This is a genomic window from Pseudomonas sp. LBUM1651 (assembly GCF_059716135.1).
Genome location: NZ_CP166805.1, coordinates 2,336,748 through 2,352,942 on the forward strand (window position 1 = coordinate 2,336,748; position 16,195 = coordinate 2,352,942).

General features: G+C 60.9%; 18 protein-coding genes. 7 read left to right on the forward strand and 11 right to left on the reverse strand.

Annotated features, from left to right (window positions below; genetic code table 11):
- Window positions 1-125: 125 nt before the first annotated feature.
- Both ACA066_RS10790 and ACA066_RS10795 read left to right on the forward strand, forming a co-directional pair.
- On the forward strand, window positions 126-1,238 hold the full coding sequence (locus ACA066_RS10790) for a succinylglutamate desuccinylase/aspartoacylase family protein (RefSeq protein WP_497699185.1): 1,113 nt from the start codon (window positions 126-128) through the stop codon (window positions 1,236-1,238).
- 182 nt (window positions 1,239-1,420) lie between these two features.
- Window positions 1,421-2,137: an alpha/beta hydrolase gene (locus ACA066_RS10795; RefSeq protein ID WP_497699186.1), complete on the forward strand. Its 717-nt coding sequence runs from the start codon at window positions 1,421-1,423 to the stop codon at window positions 2,135-2,137.
- 3 nt (window positions 2,138-2,140) lie between these two features.
- Here the strand turns inward: ACA066_RS10795 and ACA066_RS10800 are convergent, their stop codons facing one another.
- Together ACA066_RS10800 and ACA066_RS10805 are read right to left on the reverse strand one after the other, a co-directional pair.
- Entirely contained in the window at window positions 2,141-2,710 is a 570-nt protein-coding gene (locus ACA066_RS10800) for a DcrB/PsbP domain-containing protein (protein ID WP_414878899.1), read from the reverse strand.
- Between the two features lie 113 nt (window positions 2,711-2,823).
- The gene (locus ACA066_RS10805) at window positions 2,824-3,315 is read right to left on the reverse strand and encodes an Xre family toxin-antitoxin system antitoxin (RefSeq protein ID WP_497699187.1); all 492 of its coding nucleotides are present in this window, start codon (window positions 3,313-3,315) and stop codon (window positions 2,824-2,826) included.
- A 331-nt stretch (window positions 3,316-3,646) separates the two neighbouring features.
- Here ACA066_RS10805 and ACA066_RS10810 point away from each other — a divergent pair, with 331 nt between their 5' ends.
- Window positions 3,647-4,018 (forward strand): DUF6124 family protein, encoded by a 372-nt coding sequence (locus tag ACA066_RS10810; RefSeq protein WP_497699188.1) that lies wholly within the window; start codon window positions 3,647-3,649, stop codon window positions 4,016-4,018.
- A gap of 49 nt (window positions 4,019-4,067) precedes the next feature.
- Here the strand turns inward: ACA066_RS10810 and ACA066_RS10815 are convergent, their stop codons facing one another.
- The 3 genes from ACA066_RS10815 to ACA066_RS10825 form a co-directional block, all read right to left on the reverse strand.
- Entirely contained in the window at window positions 4,068-4,394 is a 327-nt protein-coding gene (locus ACA066_RS10815; RefSeq protein WP_497699189.1) for a putative quinol monooxygenase, read from the reverse strand.
- Between the two features lie 28 nt (window positions 4,395-4,422).
- Complete coding sequence (locus ACA066_RS10820) at window positions 4,423-5,097, reverse strand: glutathione S-transferase family protein (RefSeq protein ID WP_497699190.1); 675 nt, start codon at window positions 5,095-5,097, stop codon at window positions 4,423-4,425.
- A gap of 81 nt (window positions 5,098-5,178) precedes the next feature.
- The gene (locus ACA066_RS10825) at window positions 5,179-5,970 is read right to left on the reverse strand and encodes a hypothetical protein (RefSeq protein ID WP_497699191.1); all 792 of its coding nucleotides are present in this window, start codon (window positions 5,968-5,970) and stop codon (window positions 5,179-5,181) included.
- A gap of 177 nt (window positions 5,971-6,147) precedes the next feature.
- Between ACA066_RS10825 and ACA066_RS10830 the strand changes: the two genes are divergently transcribed.
- On the forward strand, window positions 6,148-7,467 hold the full coding sequence (locus tag ACA066_RS10830) for an Nramp family divalent metal transporter (protein WP_497699192.1): 1,320 nt from the start codon (window positions 6,148-6,150) through the stop codon (window positions 7,465-7,467).
- A 93-nt stretch (window positions 7,468-7,560) separates the two neighbouring features.
- Here ACA066_RS10830 and ACA066_RS10835 read toward each other — a convergent pair whose 3' ends face one another.
- Complete coding sequence (locus ACA066_RS10835) at window positions 7,561-8,454, reverse strand: LysR family transcriptional regulator (RefSeq protein WP_497699193.1); 894 nt, start codon at window positions 8,452-8,454, stop codon at window positions 7,561-7,563.
- Window positions 8,455-8,565: 111 nt separating this feature from the next.
- On the opposite strand from ACA066_RS10835, the gene ACA066_RS10840 reads away from it, so the two are divergent.
- Window positions 8,566-9,318 (forward strand): SDR family NAD(P)-dependent oxidoreductase, encoded by a 753-nt coding sequence (locus ACA066_RS10840; protein ID WP_497699194.1) that lies wholly within the window; start codon window positions 8,566-8,568, stop codon window positions 9,316-9,318.
- An 18-nt stretch (window positions 9,319-9,336) separates the two neighbouring features.
- The gene (locus tag ACA066_RS10845; protein ID WP_497699195.1) at window positions 9,337-9,939 is read left to right on the forward strand and encodes an NADPH-dependent F420 reductase; all 603 of its coding nucleotides are present in this window, start codon (window positions 9,337-9,339) and stop codon (window positions 9,937-9,939) included.
- 260 nt (window positions 9,940-10,199) lie between these two features.
- Here ACA066_RS10845 and ACA066_RS10850 read toward each other — a convergent pair whose 3' ends face one another.
- The 3 genes from ACA066_RS10850 to ACA066_RS10860 are packed head-to-tail and all read right to left on the reverse strand — an operon-like array spanning window position 10,200 to window position 12,793.
- Window positions 10,200-11,381, reverse strand: coding sequence for an acetyl-CoA C-acetyltransferase (locus ACA066_RS10850; RefSeq protein ID WP_497699196.1), 1,182 nt, complete (start codon window positions 11,379-11,381; stop codon window positions 10,200-10,202).
- A gap of 11 nt (window positions 11,382-11,392) precedes the next feature.
- Window positions 11,393-12,058 carry a CoA transferase subunit B gene (locus ACA066_RS10855; protein ID WP_057399619.1) on the reverse strand — a complete coding sequence of 222 codons (666 nt, stop codon included), beginning with the start codon at window positions 12,056-12,058 and terminating at the stop codon, window positions 11,393-11,395.
- 36 nt (window positions 12,059-12,094) lie between these two features.
- The gene (locus ACA066_RS10860) at window positions 12,095-12,793 is read right to left on the reverse strand and encodes a CoA transferase subunit A (protein WP_214382428.1); all 699 of its coding nucleotides are present in this window, start codon (window positions 12,791-12,793) and stop codon (window positions 12,095-12,097) included.
- Window positions 12,794-13,020: 227 nt separating this feature from the next.
- Here ACA066_RS10860 and ACA066_RS10865 point away from each other — a divergent pair, with 227 nt between their 5' ends.
- Window positions 13,021-13,923 carry a LysR family transcriptional regulator gene (locus tag ACA066_RS10865; protein WP_497699197.1) on the forward strand — a complete coding sequence of 301 codons (903 nt, stop codon included), beginning with the start codon at window positions 13,021-13,023 and terminating at the stop codon, window positions 13,921-13,923.
- A 120-nt stretch (window positions 13,924-14,043) separates the two neighbouring features.
- Here ACA066_RS10865 and ACA066_RS10870 read toward each other — a convergent pair whose 3' ends face one another.
- Together ACA066_RS10870 and ACA066_RS10875 are read right to left on the reverse strand one after the other, a co-directional pair.
- Window positions 14,044-14,886 carry an NAD-dependent protein deacetylase gene (locus ACA066_RS10870; protein WP_497699198.1) on the reverse strand — a complete coding sequence of 281 codons (843 nt, stop codon included), beginning with the start codon at window positions 14,884-14,886 and terminating at the stop codon, window positions 14,044-14,046.
- A gap of 179 nt (window positions 14,887-15,065) precedes the next feature.
- Window positions 15,066-16,112 carry a class I SAM-dependent methyltransferase gene (locus ACA066_RS10875; protein ID WP_497699849.1) on the reverse strand — a complete coding sequence of 349 codons (1,047 nt, stop codon included), beginning with the start codon at window positions 16,110-16,112 and terminating at the stop codon, window positions 15,066-15,068.
- Window positions 16,113-16,195 lie beyond the last annotated feature (83 nt).

Here is a 16,195-nt window from a genome sequence, read left to right on the forward strand (position 1 = left end):
CCTGTGGGAGCGAGCCTGCTCGCGAAGGCGTTGTGTCAGGCAACAACAATGTTGAATGTGCCGGCCCTTTCGCGAGCAGGCTCGCTCCCACAGGTGATCTCAGTGCCCCATCCACGGGAGTTCCCATGCAACGCATCGACCACCCATTGCCCTGGAGCCACCTGGGCACCGAACGCACCCTCAGCGTGTTTCGTTACGGCACGGGCTCGCGCAAGGTCTATATCCAGGCCAGCCTGCACGCGGATGAACTGCCTGGGATGCGCACAGCCTGGGAACTGAAGAAGCGCCTGACGGAGCTCGAAACCCAAGGCGAGTTGCAAGGCGTGATCGAACTGGTGCCGGTGGCCAATCCCATCGGTCTGGATCAGCACCTGCAAGGCAGCCACATGGGCCGTTTCGAACTCGGCAGCGGCAAGAATTTCAACCGCTCGTTCGTTGAACTGAGCGCGCCGGTCGGTGAGCTGATCGGCGATCAGTTGGGCGCCGATGCCCAGGCCAACATTGCGTTGATTCGTCAGACCATGGGCCAGGTGCTCGACGATTTGCCTGCACCAAAGTCACAACTGGAAGCCATGCACCGCTTGCTGCTGCGTCACGCCTGTGACGCCGACATCACCCTCGATCTGCATTGCGATTTCGAGGCGGCCATTCATATTTATGCCTTGCCGCAACACTGGCCGCAGTGGCAGCCACTCGCGGCTCGCTTGAAGGCGGGTGTCGCGCTGTTGTGTGAAGATTCTGGCGGCAGTTCATTCGATGAGTCGTGCTCTTCACCGTGGTTGCGACTGGCCAGGGCGTTCCCCGAGGCGGCGATTCCACCGGCCAACCTGGCGACAACGCTAGAATTGGGCAGCATGGGCGATACCCGCGTCGATCAGGCCCAAGCCAATTGCGAGGCCATTCTCGGGTTCCTTGCCGAGCAGGGTTTCATCAAAGGCACCTGGCCAGCGGCACCGAGTGAGTGCTGTGAAGGCATGCCGTTCGAAGGCACGGAGTATCTGTTTGCGCCACATCATGGCGTGGTCAGTTTTCTGCGCGAGGCGGGTGAATGGGTGGAGCAGGGGGATGCGTTGTTTGAAGTGGTTGATCCGTTGAATGACCGGGTCACCACCGTGCGCGCCGGGACCAGCGGTGTTCTGTTTGCGATTGATCGTGGGCGCAATACGCAACCGGGGACGTGGCAGGCGAAGGTCGCCGGGCGTGAGCCGATTCGGGTTGGAAAGTTGATTAACGACTGACCGGGACGTCTTCGGTGCCTTGTCGGGTCTCTTCGCCAGCAAGCTGTGCTCCTACGGATTGGCGTTGCCCTGTAGGAGCACAGCTTGCTGGCGATGGCGGCAGTCGGCCCCCCTAAAATCCCCCGGCCGGCTTCACAGTGTTAGGCTCTGCCCCGAATCCTGCGCTTTGTGAAGGAAGGTTTATGTTGAAGGTACTCGCTCTGCTGACACTCCTGGCGTCCGCCGCCGTCCACGCTCAAACCCCGCTGCACACCGATCTGCCGCTCAAGTACCTGGAGCAGGTCAACCCCGATTCGGTCAACCAACCTCTGGTCATTTTCCTCCACGGCTACGGCAGTAACGAACAGGACCTGTTCGGCATCAAGGATGAATTGCCTGCCCAGTACAACTTTCTGTCGGTGCGAGCTCCGATGGTGATGGAGGAGGGCAGTTATCAATGGTTTCGCAAGAAAGGTGAAGGTGCCTACAACGGCGAGACGGATGATCTGAAGACCAGCGGCCAGGTGTTGCTGGATTTCGTCGCACAGGCTGCGAAGAAATATCACACAGAACCGAACAAGGTTTTCCTGGTGGGCTTCAGCCAGGGCGCGATCATGTCCTACGAGGTCGCGCTGCGTCATCCCGAGGCCGTGGGCGGGATTGCCGCGTTGAGCGGGCGGATTCTGCCGGTGCTCAAGTCCGAACTCAAACCGGATGAAAAACGCCAGAAACTGGCGATTTTCATCGGGCATGGCACGGCGGACAAACGCCTTCCCTTCAACGACGGCACCGAGGCGGACAGCCTGTTGCAGAGCATGTCCCTCAAGCCTGAATTTCATGCCTACCCAGGCGTCGGTCACAGCATCAGTGCCACCGAGATGCAGGACTTGAGCGCCTGGTTGCAGCGGCTCAACCCCTGAGCCTTACTTGCCGCTGACGATCTGTTTAACCAGCGCTTCATGGCCGGCATTGTCGCTGAGACGGGAAATCACCTGAACCAGCGCCATGCGCGTGCCCGAGGCGGCCATCAGCGTGGTATCGAGGGTTTTGCCGCCGCCCTGGGTAGCGATGCTGTCGATCTGTCGCAGTCCCAGACCTGTGCCTTTCTGAGTGATGCTTTTTTCACTGAGCTTGGTGAAATCCGGCAGAGCCTTGGCTTGCTCGGTGGCGAAGTCGGACGCCGTGGCGTCGAGGAACTCACCGTCGTTGTCCTTGGCATTGACGCCACCGGGGATGGTGTTTTCAGCAGCGATCACCACGGTTTTCGTGGTTTCGTTGGTGTACATGGTGCCACTCGCGCCGGTCGAGCTCGGTGGTAGAGGGTTGGCGATGAAGCCCTTGGGCAGGGTGAATGTGAACTTGTTGCCCAGCATCGAGACTTTCTGCGTCGACGCCGCCTCTTTGGCCACGACCTTGGCAGCCTGCGCGTTCAAAGCCCCCAGGCTGGCAACCGCTAGCAGCAGGACAACGGCTTTTTTACTCAACAGTGACATTCAAAATCTCCAGGGTGGTCTCGCGGTGGGGGGCGATCATCCCATGGAGGTCGTGACGCATTCCAGCGTGGGCTAACGGACGGTCGGGTTCCTCAGCATCCCCGGCGAAGTATTCATGGATAGACCCCGTGTTCAATGCGGGTCAAATAATCCTCTACGACCTGAAAGCCAAGCGGGTTGTCGATCAGCTCCAATGGGATATTGCCGCACAGGTATCTACACGGTTTCTTTAGCCAGTTTTCAGCCACCTGCTGACTACCAAAAACGATGATGGCGTGCTCCAGAACCTGCCCATACTGGGACGCAACTGTACTTTGCTGGTAGTTTAGCCGCACCGTTTTGATCTCCTTCGCCAAGCGCTGGACCGTTCTAGCGGATTTCCCCGTGATGCACTGAACAAGGCCGTGCTTCATGTACTGAATTGTGTGGAAGCCAGTTGGACCAATCTCACTTGCCTGATTTGGAGCAACCACGCTAACCCTCAAACTTCCGACGGCCAACCCTAAAAACTTGTGGGACAAATCCTCGAATTTTTGATTTTCGTCATCACTTGTGGGACCCGTGTTTACGGTAAATCCACGCTCTTTCGAAGGCTTGTTTAACATCGCTCAGTGTTTGCTTCATGAAAGCCACAACACCTTGCGTCGTTGCCTACAGGTGCGTAAGAATCCGCCGGCTTGTGCGCCTTGAGGCTCGGGGCCTATCGTTTGCCGGTCGCTGCAAAACAGTGATCGGGTTTGGTAGACCCTCAGCATCGACGCATAGCGTCACCTTGTTCGGCCCTTTCTCAGGGCTGCGTTTTATGGTGGCCATGCGCAGGGCTCCTTCGGGGGCGCCGGTTCCGATGCCCGGTCTACCAACCTTCGTATGGCCGCCACCCTCCGTTTGGTAGCGAGAGGGTGATGGCTCCTTTTAAGTAGCATCGGAGTTTCATCTATGCCCAAACCAACACCCAATCCCCCAAACCCGGATCCGTCCTCTCAAGTCCAAAGCACCGATCAGGACAAACTCGACGAGACCGTCAAACTCGCCCTCGATTTTTACTCCAACCCTGCCGCGCACATCGCCCTGATCAAATCCACTCCAAGGCAACTCGACACCATGTTCACCGTTAACCCGGAAATCGACGTCGAGACCCTGCTCGGCCATGCGTGCGAGTCGCTGGCATCGGCCAATGTCATGGTCATGGATCTGGCGGATCATATGGACGGGACCAGTCGCAATTCGCTGTTGGGCATTGCGCAAGTCATCATGCTTGGCGAGCTGGCGGTGAACCGGGCACTGGATCAACTCGACCCCGCCGAGTAACCGGAGTACCCGTGGTGAGAGGCTGGCCCTCACCACGGTATTTGTGCAGTTACACCTCCCGGCGCACCGGATAGCTTCCGATCACATCCAAAAACTCGATCCGGCGTTCGCTGGCCAACAACTCCGGCAGGCGCTTTTCATATTCCTGGCGATACGGCTTGCTCAGGTGACGCGTGATGAAGTCGTCTTTGCTGCAGTTCCAGGTTTCATAGAGCACTAGGGTGTTCGGGTCGTCCTGCAACCGATGGACCCAGGTGTTGACGAAGTCCGGCTCGGCTGACATCCGGTGCACCACGTCCAGCAGCCGTTCCCTGGTTTCGGCGAAACGTTCAGGTTTGGCCGGCAGATAAACGATAAACGCGACTTGATCACTCATTTCATCACCTTCGAATGTAGGAAAAGGCTTACTGCGCCTGGTTCTGAGGAAACAGATTGCGGCGGGTTTCTTCGTCGAACTCGGCCTTCAACACCAGTTTCTCTTTAAGACCCTGGGCGCGCTGCGCTGCCGGGCGGGCGCTGATTTCATCGAACAGGCGCTTGACGTTCGGGTACGCCGCCAGGCCGTTCTCGCCGAGGATGTACGGCGCGTAACTGGCCCAGCCCCAGAGCGCCATGTCGGCGATGCTGTAGGTGTCGCCCGCCAGATAGGGATGATCGGCCAGGCGCTGGTCGAGCACGCGGTAATGACGTTCGACTTCCTTGAGATAGCGGTTTTTCGCGTAAGCCAGGTCTTCCGGTGCGTGGTGCAGGAAATGCACAGCCTGGCCGGAGAACGGCGACAGGCCGGTGGCGATGAACATCAGCCACGACAGCAGTTCGGCTTGCCCGGTGACCGAAGTCGGCAGGAAGCGCTGATGTTTTTGCGCCAGGTGCAGCAGGATTGCCTGGGAATCGAACACGATGGCGTCGCCGTCCATCAGCGCCGGCACCTTGGCGTTCGGGTTGATCGCCAGAAAGGCTGGCTGGTGTTGCTCGCCCTTGAAGGTATCGACGCCGATCAATTCGTACGGCGTTTGCAGCTCTTCGAGCAGCAGGGCAACTTTCATCGGGTTGGGCGAAGGGTGGAAAAAGAACTTCATGGTGTAGGCCTCAGTCAGTGGGTAAGTAACTGAGGCTGATGGTGGGCGAAACCCGTTCGATTGACGTACGAGGTTGTTGTTCTACTCGTTCGAAATAGTTGAATGAGTTGTCGGTGTATTCACCGGTTTGGCCAGCAGGCGTTTGGTGACGCCGAGCATGGCCACGGACACTGCGACGCCGACGCCGAACCCGCTCAGGCCCATGACGGGTAACGTCAGTGCGAGAACGAGGCAGAACGCTGCAAACGAATACATGCCCGTCGCCGTGGCTCGCAACAAGGCCGCAGTAAACGCCGGCCCGCGGGTTTGCTGGGAGAACACCGCCATCACGCTGCCCAATACCGGGAACACCGCGAGCAGGCCGCTCCAGCGTTCGCCGACGGTGCTCGCCAGCAAAGTCACGGCGAGGGTGAGCAGGGCGCCCGCGATCATGCGCAGCAGCAATTTGTCGGACTTGGGTGCCGGGCCTGAAACGATGGGCTGCACGGCCGGGAACAGATACGGCGCCGCCAGCAGCGCAGTCGCGGCGGCGATGACGGAGAACGCCAGGGAAGGCGGGATCACCGACAGCACAACCGCTGCCGACGCCCAGACCAGCAGTGAAACCGTCAGTGCCCATGGCCATCCGGCCCGTTGTGCGACCTGGGCGTAGGTGACGCAGAAGGCGATCATCGCAAACATCGCAGATAACGCGGCGGTCGCCGATTGCGCGGCAAACACTTCGCCTTGCTCGATGGCGAGGAAAAACAGAATCGGCCCGACCACCACCGGCAACCCCGACAACCAACCGGCAACGCTCGGGCCCCAGCGTTTGCCCGCGAGGGAGATCAGCAAGAGAAACCCGGGAATGACCAGCAGTTTGAGCAGCAGCACGCATGCACCTCCGACCTGTTTGAGCGGGCAACGTTAGCATTGCGGGTGGCGGATTGCTCTGGAGAAAGTCAATTTTTGTATACAAGTCGGCAGCGGATGGATCTTGGCATTTGCCCCTTGGGCCCCCGGGACGAAACGTCTAAGCTGCCCCTCCCGCCTGTTTTTTGGAATGATTGCGTGAAATTCAGTTTGCCCAAAGTCTCCACTGCGCCGTTTTGCCCTCCGGAAGTGGCGGGCAGCGTTGCCGTTGACCCTCGCGCGTCATTCTTCAAGCGTGTCCTGCGTTTCGCCGGTCCGGGTTTGCTGGTGTCCATCGGCTACATGGACCCGGGTAACTGGGCCACCGCCATCGAGGCCGGTTCGCGGTTTGGCTACAGCCTGTTGTTCGTGGTGCTGCTGGCCAGTCTGGCGGGCATGGTGGTGCAGTGTTTGTGCTCGCGCCTGGGCATTGCCACCGGGCGGGACTTGGCGCAACTGTCCCGCGAACGCTACAGCACGCGGACCGCGCGCACCCAATGGGTACTGGCGGAAATCTCGATCATCGCCACCGACCTCGCCGAAGTGCTCGGCTGCGCGCTGGCGTTCCATCTGTTGCTGGGTTGCTCGCTGACCTTCGGTATCGCCCTCACGGCGTTCGACACGCTGTTGGTACTGGCCCTGCAGAACCGTGGCTTCCGCCGACTGGAAGCGATCATGCTGGTGCTGGTGAGCACAATCGGTGTGTGTTTCTTTGTTGAATTGTTGTTGATCAAGCCTTACTGGCCGGACGTCGCTCGGGGATTCACGCCGTCATTGTCCGCTATTGGAGATGCCGCGCCGCTGTACCTGGCCATCGGGATTCTCGGTGCCACGGTGATGCCGCATAACCTGTACCTGCACACCTCGATCGTACAGACCCGGATGATCGGCAAGGACCTGGCCAGCAAGCAGGACGCCGTGAAGCTGGCGCGCATCGACACCATCGGTTCCCTGGCGCTGGCGTTGCTGGTCAACGCGGCGATCCTGATTCTCGCGGCGGCGGCGTTTCACAAGACCGGGCACACCGACGTGGTGGACATCCAGGACGCCTATCACTTGCTTGATCCACTGGTGGGCGGGGCGTTGGCCAGCGTGTTGTTTGGCGTTGCGTTGCTGGCGTCCGGTCAGAGTTCTACGTTTACCGGCACCATCGCGGGGCAGGTGATCATGGAGGGTTACCTGAACCTGCGGATTCCCTGCTGGCAACGGCGGTTGATTACGCGAGGGCTGGCGCTGATCCCGGCGTTTATCGGCGTCTGGCTGATGGGGGACGATGCGATCGGCAAGCTGCTGGTATTGAGTCAGGTGGTGTTGAGTCTGCAGTTGCCGTTTGCGTTGTATCCGCTGATCCGGATGACCAACGACCACCAATTGATGGGGCCGTTTGTGAACCGGCTACCGACGCGGGTGTTGGCGTGGGGGGTGTTTACGGTGATCAGTGGGGCGAATAGCTGGTTGATTCTGCAGTTTTTGGGGTGACTGTTCGGGCCTCTTCGCGAGCAGGCTCGCTCCCACAGTTGGACTGCATTCCCCTGTGGGAGCGAGCCTGCTCGCGAAGAACGATGACGCTGTCTAACGCTGAAATGCATCAACCAAAAAATCGATAAACACCCGGGTCTTGGCCGGCATCAGCGTCCGGCTCGGGTAATACAGCGAGATCGGCCCGGCATCGGCGTGCCAGTCTGGCAGCAATCGCACCAGTTCCCCACGCTGGATGTTCGCCGCCACATCCTGCAGCACCAACAGCGTCACCCCCAGGCCGAGTATCGCCGCCTCACGCATGGCGGCGGGGTCGTTGAGGACGATGTTATCGCTCAGGCTGGCCGATACTTCATGACCCGCGCCATCCTGCATCACCCACTGTCGAATCCGCCCGGTGCGTACGCCGCGCATCGCGATGCCGTTGAGCCGGTGCAAATCCGCCGGGCTGTCGGGCAGTGTGCGTCCCGCCAGATAAGCCGGGGAGGCCACGGCCACCACGTGCGCCGCCGCCAACGTCCGTGACACCACCCCCGGCGTGAGCTCGAATCCGCCACCAATGGCCGCGTCAAACCCTTCGGCGATCAAATCCACGGGACGGTTTTCGAAGTGCCATTCCGGGCGTATCAACGGGTAGCGCGCCAGAAATGCCGGCAGCAGCGGCAGGATATGGCCGATGCCAAAGGTCGGTGCGAGGCTCACCTTGAGCACGCCTGCCGGTTCGCCCCGGTCGGTGGACACCGCGCTGATCGCCGCCTGCAACGCTTCCAGATTGCCGCCGATGCTGGCTAGAAAACTTTCACCGGCCTCGGTCAGGGACAGCTTGCGGGTCGAGCGCTGGAACAGCCGCACGCCGATGTTGCGTTCGAGCATCGCCACGTTGCGACTGACCGCTGCCGGCGTCAAAGCGAGCAGGCGCGCCGCCGCCGAGAAGCTTCCGGTTTCAGCGCTGCGCACAAAGGATTCGAGGTTGGCGAGGGTTTCCACGGCTGGCACCTGCTATCAATGCTTGAAGATAATTCAAGTCATTACCCGCTAATCAGGCGCTAATGGCAAGCGCAGTATTCACTTCATCCCCATCCACGGAGTGAGTAATCAATGACAACTTCCCACCTTCCTCTCACGGGCAAGACAGCCCTGGTCACTGGCGGCTCCCGCTCGATCGGCGCAGCGATTGCCAAGCGCCTGGCAGCCGATGGCGCCAATGTCGTGCTGACGTTCAGCGCGTCCCCGGCCAAAGCCTTTGAGGTGGTGCAAGCCATCGAAACCGCAGGCGGTCGCGCCCTGGCCATTGCTGCTGACGCCGGTGATCCGGTGGCTGTACGCGCGGCGGTGACCCGTACCATCGAAGCTTTTGGCAGCCTCGACATTCTGGTGAACAACGCCGGCATCGCCCTCGGCGGGCCGATCCAGGACATCAGCTTCGACGACTACCAGCGGATGATCGCGGTCAACGTCACCGGCGTGTTCGTCGCAACCCAGGAAGCGGCGCGGCACATGAAGGCGGGCGGCCGGATCATTCACATCGGCTCGTCGATGACCCATTACGCGGCGTTCCCGACCGCTTCGCTCTACACCCTGACCAAAGGCGCCATCGCCGGTTTCAACCGCAGCCTGGCCCGAGATCTCGGCCCGTTGGGCATTACCGTCAATACCGTTCATCCCGGCCCGACCGACACCGACATGAACCCCGATGGCGGCCCGGTGAGCGAAATCGTCGGCCCCGGCATTGCAGTCGGACGGTATGGCAAACCCGAGGAGATCGCCAGTGTCGTGGCGTTCCTCGCCAGCCCGGACGCGGCGTTCGTGACCGCCGCCGACATCATCGCTGACGGCGGCTTCACTGCCTGATCACTTGAGGAATTCACCATGAGCACTATTGGAATCATCGGCGCCGGCGCCATCGGCGCAGCGTTTGCCCGAGCACTGTCGCGCCAAGGCATTGAAGTGGTCATCGCCAACAGCCGTGGACCAGAAACACTGGCCTCGCTGGTGGCAGAACTCGGCCCGACGGCGCGCGCCGGAACCCGTGAAGAATCGGCGGCCCAGCCGATCGTTCTGGTTGCGGTCAACTGGTCTAAGTTACCGACAGCATTGGCCGGCCTGCCGGATTTTGGCGGGCGCATCGTGATCGACGCCAACAACTCGATCGAGGCACCGTCGTTCAAGGCTGTGGATTTGCAGGGCCGTCCGTCCAGCGAAGTGTTTGCCGAATGGGTGCCGGGGGCGCGGGTGGTGAAGGCGTTCAATCACCTTCAGGCGCATCTGGTAGATGGCGATCCGGCAGCGGAGGGAGGACGTCGGGTGTTGTTCTTTTCGGGCGATGATGCCGAGGCGAAAGCTCAAGTGGCGTCACTGATCGAGCGCCTGGGTTTCTTCGGTGTCGATCTTGGAGAGCTGAGTGTCGGGGCGCGGCTGGTGCAGTTCCCGGGTGGGCCGCTGCCGGCGTTGAATCTGGTGAAATTTGCCTGACGGTCAGACAAAAAGAACCCGGTGCATCTGCGTCAACCAGTTCATGTAAACACTGACTCATTGTGGCGAGGGAGCTTGCTCCCGCTCGAGTGCGAAGCGCTCGCAAAATCTTCGACAGTTGCCGAGATTTCGGGGCTGCTTCGCAACCCAGCGGGAGCAAGCTCCCTCGCCACAAAAGCTCGCAAGCCTCTACAGAAACACCGGGGTGTTGCCAGACGGCAGCGGATCTTCGTGGGCCCCCGCGCCGTCTGTTGAACGCTTTACGCTCGTTCGAGCGCCAGTGCCACGCCCTGACCGCCACCGATGCACAGGGTGGCGAGGCCTTTCTTGGCGTCACGCTTGATCATTTCGTGCAGCAGGGTCACCAGCACCCGGCAACCCGACGCACCGATCGGGTGGCCCAGCGCAATGGCACCGCCGTTGACGTTGACCTTGTTCAAGTCCCATTCCAGGTCCTTGGCCACCGCCAGGGATTGCGCGGCGAAGGCTTCGTTGGCTTCGATCAGGTCCAGTTGGTCGATGGACCAGCCGGCCTTGTCCAGGCAACGGCGAGTGGCCGACACCGGACCGATGCCCATGATCGCCGGGTCCACGCCCGCGTTGGCGTAAGCGGCGATTTTTGCCAACACTGGCAAACCCAGCGCCTTGGCTTTTTCCGCGCTCATCAGGATCACGGCGGCGGCGCCATCGTTCAGGGACGAAGCGTTACCGGCGGTCACCGAACCGTCCTTCTTGAAGGCGGCTTTCAGTTTGCCCAGGGATTCGGCGGTGGTGCCGGCGCGTGGCTGCTCGTCGGTGGCGAAGGACAGCGGATCGCCCTTGCGCTGCGGAATCAGGATCGGCGTGATCTCGTCGGCAAAGCGCCCGGCTTCGATGGCGGCCGTGGCTTTCTGCTGCGAAGCCGCAGCGAAGGCGTCCTGTTGTTCGCGAGTCAGGTTGTACTTTTCAGCCAAGTTCTCGGCGGTGATGCCCATGTGGTAATCGTTGAACGCATCCCACAGGCCGTCGCTGATCATGGTGTCGACGATTTGCGCGTGACCCATGCGCAGACCGGTGCGCGCGCCCGGCATCACGTAATTGGACAGGCTCATGTTTTCCTGGCCGCCGGCAATGATCACCTCGGCGTCGCCGCAGCGAATCGCCTGGGTGGCGAGATGCAAGGCTTTCAGGCCCGAACCGCACACCTTGTTGAGGGTCATGGCGGGTACAGCGAACGGCAGGCCGGCCTTGATCGACGCCTGGCGCGCAGGGTTTTGCCCGGCACCGGCGGTCAACACCTGGCCCATGATGACTTCATCAACCTGCGCGGGGTCCAGACCGGTTTGCGCCAGCAACTGACGGATCACCGCGGCGCCGAGGTCAACGGCGGACACATTGGCCAGCGAGCCCTGGAAACTGCCGATGGCGGTACGGGTGGCGGCGACAATGACGACTTCTTGCATGGAATGATTCCTCACTGGGCAGCGAACTGCATTTCCGGAACGTGGTCCGGCACGATCAGTTTACCGGCGGTCTTGGCGACGATCTCTTCGACGCTGACGCCCGGTGCACGTTCCTTGAGAATAAACGCGCCGTTTTCGATTTCAAGATACGCCAGGTCGGTCAGCACGCGCTTGATGCAACCGGCGCCGGTCAGCGGCAGGCTGCATTGGGACAAAAGCTTGGACTCACCGTCCTTGGACGCGTGGGTCATGATGACGATGATGTTGTCTGCGCCGGCCACCAGGTCCATGGCGCCGCCCATGCCCTTGACCAGCTTGCCGGGGATCATCCACGAGGCGATGTTGCCTTGCACGTCGACTTCAAAGGCGCCGAGTACGGTCAGGTCGACATGACCGCCGCGAATCATCGCGAAGGACTCGGCCGAGGAAAAGATCGAAGCACCGATGCGCGCGGTTACGGTTTGTTTGCCGGCGTTGATCATGTCGGCATCGATGGTTTCTTCAGTAGGGAAGGGACCCATGCCGAGCAGGCCGTTCTCCGACTGCAGCATGACTTCCATGCCTTCAGGAATGTAGTTGGCGACCAGGGTCGGAATGCCGATACCCAGGTTCACGTAGAAGCCGTCCTGCATTTCGCGGGCGACGCGTTGAGCCATTTGTTCGCGGGAAAGTGCCATTGTTGTTATTCCTTCATTCGGTCCGGGGGCAGGGGATCACTTACGCACGGTGCGCTGTTCGATGCGCTTCTCGAACGTGCCGCAAATGACCCGGTCGACGTAGATGCCAGGGGTGTGGATCTGCGCCGGGTCCAGCTCGCCGGGTTCGACGATTTCTTCGACTTCGACCACGGTGATCTTGCCGGCGGTGGCGGCCAGCGGGTTGAAGTTCTGGGCGGTGTGGCGATAGATGACGTTGCCGAAATGGTCGGCTTTCCAGCCTTTGACGATGGCGAAGTCACCGGTGATGGATTCTTCCATCAGGTACTTGCGACCGTGGAATTCGCGCACTTCCTTGCCTTCGGCAACCGGGGTGCCGACACCGGTGGCGGTGAAGAAGGCCGGGATGCCGGCGCCGCCCGCGCGCATTTTTTCGGCGAGGGTGCCTTGAGGGGTCAGGACTACTTCGATTTCGCCTTTGAGCAGTTGGTCTTCGAACAGTTTGTTCTCACCGACGTAGGAGGCCACTACTTTGCTGATCTGCCGGTCTACCAGCAGGACACCGAGACCGAAACCGTCGACGCCGCAGTTGTTGGAAACCACGGTGAGGTCACGGGTGCCTTTGCGCTTGATCTCGGCGATCAGGTTTTCCGGGATGCCGCAGAGGCCAAAGCCACCCGCGATCACGGTCATGCCGTCTTCAAGACCTGCCAGAGCTTCCTCGTAGGAACTCACGCGCTTGTCGAAACCTGCCATATGCACCTCTTTTATTCTTTGTGGGCGGCTGGCTAGCCGTATGGGAAGGAGTGTCTCGCCAGAGGATTCATTTGTTAAGTTGATTTTTAAGGTTGATTGATAGATAAAACTCACCAATAAATTCTGTAGGAGCGTGGCTTGCCCGCGATGGCGTCCTGGAGATCGCTATCGCGGGCAAGCCATGCTCTACAGACAGCACCTGCGCTCATTACTGGAGCACTTAACCTATGACAGTCAAGCAGATCCGAGCGTTTCTGGCCGTGGCCCAGAGTCTAAGCTTTGCCGTGGCGTGCGAGCGGTTGCACTTGTCGCAATCGGCGCTGAGCCTGACCATCAAGGCGCTGGAGGAAGGCCTGGGCGGGCGGCTGTTTACGCGCAACACGCGCAATGTGGCGCTGACCGCTGAAGGCGAGTCGCTGGTGCCGTTGGCCCGTCGCTTGATCGCCGACTGGGATAATGCCGAGGACGAACTGCGCCAGCGTTTTACCTTGCAGCGCGGGCGGGTGACGCTGGCGGCGATGCCGTCGTTTGCCGGCAACCTTTTGCCGCCAATCCTCAAGACGTTTCGCGCGCGCTACCCGAAGGTCAACGTCACGGTAAATGACGTGATCAACGAACAGGTACTGGAAATGGTGCGTGACCGGCAGGTCGAGCTGGGGGTGGCGTTCGAGCCGACGCAGAGTTCGTCGCTGGCGTTCACGCCGCTGTACATCGACCGTTTCGTGGCGGTGGTGCCGTTTGATTCCGCGTTCGCAGAACTGGACGATATCGACTGGCAGACGTTGCTTGAAGAACCGTTCATTACCTTGCAGCGACCGTCCACGGTGCGGGTGATGCTGGAAGAGCACTTGCAGGCGCGAGGGATGAAGTTGCCGGTGGAGTTTGAAAGCCATCAGTTGGCGACAGTCGGGAGGATGGTTGCCAGCGGTTTGGGGGTGAGCGCAGTGCCGGCGTTGTGTGCCGGGCAGATGCGCGAGCTGGGCGCGCGGTGCATCACGTTACGTGACCCGGTAGTGGAAAGGGCGATTGGCGTGTTGACCAAACCGGGGGTTGAATTGTCGGCGGCGGCGCAGGCGTTGTTCGATATTCTGAAGGAGGAAAACCTGGGCCAACAGGTTTCCATGGACTGATCACCGTCTACCTAATGTGGGAGCCAGCCTGCTGGCGATAGCGGTGTGTCAGTCACCATGAATGCTGGGTGTGCCGACCAAATCGCCAGCAGGCTGGCTCCCACAGGGATTTGCGGTGGGTCAGGTAGAGAGGCGCTGAGCCAGCAACGGCAACAGCTGTTCGCAGGAGGCTTCAATCTTCAGGTCGAGGAGATGATCCGCTCGCGTCTTCCCCAGATTGATCGCGATCAACGGTTTCCCCTGATCCGCCACCGCCCGGCACAGCCGGAACGCTGAATACGCCATCAACGACGACCCGACCACCAGCAACCCCGCGGCTTTCTCGACCGCCGCCATTGCTTCGGCTGCCGTCTGTTGCGCCACGTTCTCGCCAAAAAACACCACATCCGGTTTCATCCGTTCACCCGCGCAATGCGGGCATTGCGGCACCTGGAACCGCGCCTCGAACGCCGAATCGAGCAAGGTATCGCCATCCGGTGCCTGTACCGCGTCGACACCGGCCAGGTAAGGGTTCTGCGCTTCCATCAACTGCTGGATCGAATCGCGTTCGCTGCGTTGCCCGCAATCCAGACACAACACCCGGTGCAGGCTGCCATGCAGTTCGATCACGTCGTGACTGCCGGCCTGATCGTGCAAGGTGTCGACGTTCTGGGTAATCAATCCCCCGATCCGCCGAGTGCTTTGCAGACTGGCCAGCGCCTCGTGCGCCACATTCGGTTGTGCCAGGCGCACCCGCGGCCAGCCGAGCATCGCCCGCGCCCAATAGCGGCGCCGGGATTCCGGGGCGGAGAGAAATTCCTGGTACATCATCGGCTGCCGGCCACGCCGTATGCCTTGATTGTCGCGGTAGTCCGGAATGCCCGACGGGGTGCTGATGCCGGCACCGGTCAGGACCACAAACGGTTGGTCGGCCATGAGCTGCTGGAGCCGGTCGAGTTGTTCGCGGGTGCGGCTGTCGAGCATGTTCAACACTCCGGTGGCATTGAGTGCATGCAGCCTAACATTTGCTGCTTGCCCCTGTACGAGCACAGCTTGCTGGCGATGGCGATTTCAAGGACGCCATCGCCAGCAAGCTGTGCTCCTACATTAAGCGATCTTCAGGACGCCATCGCCAGCAAGCTGTGCTCCTACAGGGGCGGCAGTTACTTGCGTGCTTCCAGTATCAGGTTGAACGGCGTTTCCGTGGCTCGACGGAACGTCTTGAATCCCGCCTCGGTAAACACTTTACGCAACCGCGCCTCACCCGCCTGGGCACCGAGCCCGAGCCCGACTTCCTGGGACAGGGAGTTCGGCGTACAGATAAAGGTCGAGGCCGCGTAGAACAGCCGGCCGACCGGGGTGACGTTGTCGTCGAGCTTGTCTTTGGCGAACGGTTCCACCAGCAGCACCGTACCGTCCGGTTTCAGCGAATCATAAGCGTGCTTGGCCGCACCCACCGGATCGCCCATGTCGTGCAAGCAGTCGAAATAGCAGACCAGATCGTAGTCATCACCCGGATAGCTTTTTGCCGTGCCCTGGAAGAACCGCGCCCGGCCGGCCACGCCACCTTCTTCAGCGCGCTGGGTGGCGACGGTGACGGACGGGGCGTGGTAATCGAAGCCGACGAACCGCGAATCCGGAAACGCCTGGGCCATGATCACCGTGGACGCGCCATGGCCGCAGCCGATGTCGGCGACTTTGGCGCCCGCTTCCAGTTTGGCGACGACGCCGTCGAGTGCCGGTAGCCACTCGGCGATCAGGTGCGCTTTGTAGCCGGGACGGAAGAATCGCTCTGTGCCGCTGAACATGCACGGATGGTGATCGCCCCAGGCCAGGGCGCCGTTGCCGCGCATGGCGCTGACCAGTTTGTCCTTGTCATGGAAAAACGACGCGACCACCCCGACACCCCCGGCGATGTAGACCGGTGAGTCTTCGATGGCCAGGGCCAGGGCTTGTTCTTCGGGCAGACGGAACTGGCCGTCGGTATGTTCCATGTAGCCGGAAGCGGCGTGGGCGCTGAGCCATTCGCGCAGCAGACGGGGGTTGCAGCCGGTCTTGTCGGCGAGTGCTTCAGGGGTGATTGGCTGACTGTCGGCCATGGCTCGGTACAGCCCGAGCTCTTCGCCGAGGATGACGTTGGCGAGCATGGCCGCGCCGCCCATGTCGTTCACCAGTTTGCCCATGAAATCGTTGAGTCTGGCCTCGTCCATCATGTGTGCTCCTTCAGCAGGATCACGGTCCAGAGGCATTGTTTTCCGGGGCATTCAGCTCTGGGCGGTGGTCATGGGAGTGA

What these genes read in the sequence shown, in the direction of transcription:
- ACA066_RS10860 (WP_214382428.1), bottom strand. Translation starts at nt 12,793, where the DNA reads ATGGCAGGTTTCGACAAGCGCGTGAGTTCCTACGAGGAAGCTCTGGCA.
- ACA066_RS10865 (WP_497699197.1), top strand. Translation starts at nt 13,021, where the DNA reads ATGACAGTCAAGCAGATCCGAGCGTTTCTGGCCGTGGCCCAGAGTCTA.
- ACA066_RS10870 (WP_497699198.1), bottom strand. Translation starts at nt 14,886, where the DNA reads ATGCTCGACAGCCGCACCCGCGAACAACTCGACCGGCTCCAGCAGCTC.
- ACA066_RS10845 (WP_497699195.1), top strand. Translation starts at nt 9,337, where the DNA reads ATGAGCACTATTGGAATCATCGGCGCCGGCGCCATCGGCGCAGCGTTT.
- ACA066_RS10820 (WP_497699190.1), bottom strand. Translation starts at nt 5,097, where the DNA reads ATGAAGTTCTTTTTCCACCCTTCGCCCAACCCGATGAAAGTTGCCCTG.
- ACA066_RS10805 (WP_497699187.1), bottom strand. Translation starts at nt 3,315, where the DNA reads ATGTTAAACAAGCCTTCGAAAGAGCGTGGATTTACCGTAAACACGGGT.
- ACA066_RS10875 (WP_497699849.1), bottom strand. Translation starts at nt 16,112, where the DNA reads ATGGACGAGGCCAGACTCAACGATTTCATGGGCAAACTGGTGAACGAC.
- ACA066_RS10855 (WP_057399619.1), bottom strand. Translation starts at nt 12,058, where the DNA reads ATGGCACTTTCCCGCGAACAAATGGCTCAACGCGTCGCCCGCGAAATG.
- ACA066_RS10840 (WP_497699194.1), top strand. Translation starts at nt 8,566, where the DNA reads ATGACAACTTCCCACCTTCCTCTCACGGGCAAGACAGCCCTGGTCACT.
- ACA066_RS10810 (WP_497699188.1), top strand. Translation starts at nt 3,647, where the DNA reads ATGCCCAAACCAACACCCAATCCCCCAAACCCGGATCCGTCCTCTCAA.
- ACA066_RS10850 (WP_497699196.1), bottom strand. Translation starts at nt 11,381, where the DNA reads ATGCAAGAAGTCGTCATTGTCGCCGCCACCCGTACCGCCATCGGCAGT.
- ACA066_RS10800 (WP_414878899.1), bottom strand. Translation starts at nt 2,710, where the DNA reads ATGTCACTGTTGAGTAAAAAAGCCGTTGTCCTGCTGCTAGCGGTTGCC.
- ACA066_RS10795 (WP_497699186.1), top strand. Translation starts at nt 1,421, where the DNA reads ATGTTGAAGGTACTCGCTCTGCTGACACTCCTGGCGTCCGCCGCCGTC.
- ACA066_RS10790 (WP_497699185.1), top strand. Translation starts at nt 126, where the DNA reads ATGCAACGCATCGACCACCCATTGCCCTGGAGCCACCTGGGCACCGAA.
- ACA066_RS10815 (WP_497699189.1), bottom strand. Translation starts at nt 4,394, where the DNA reads ATGAGTGATCAAGTCGCGTTTATCGTTTATCTGCCGGCCAAACCTGAA.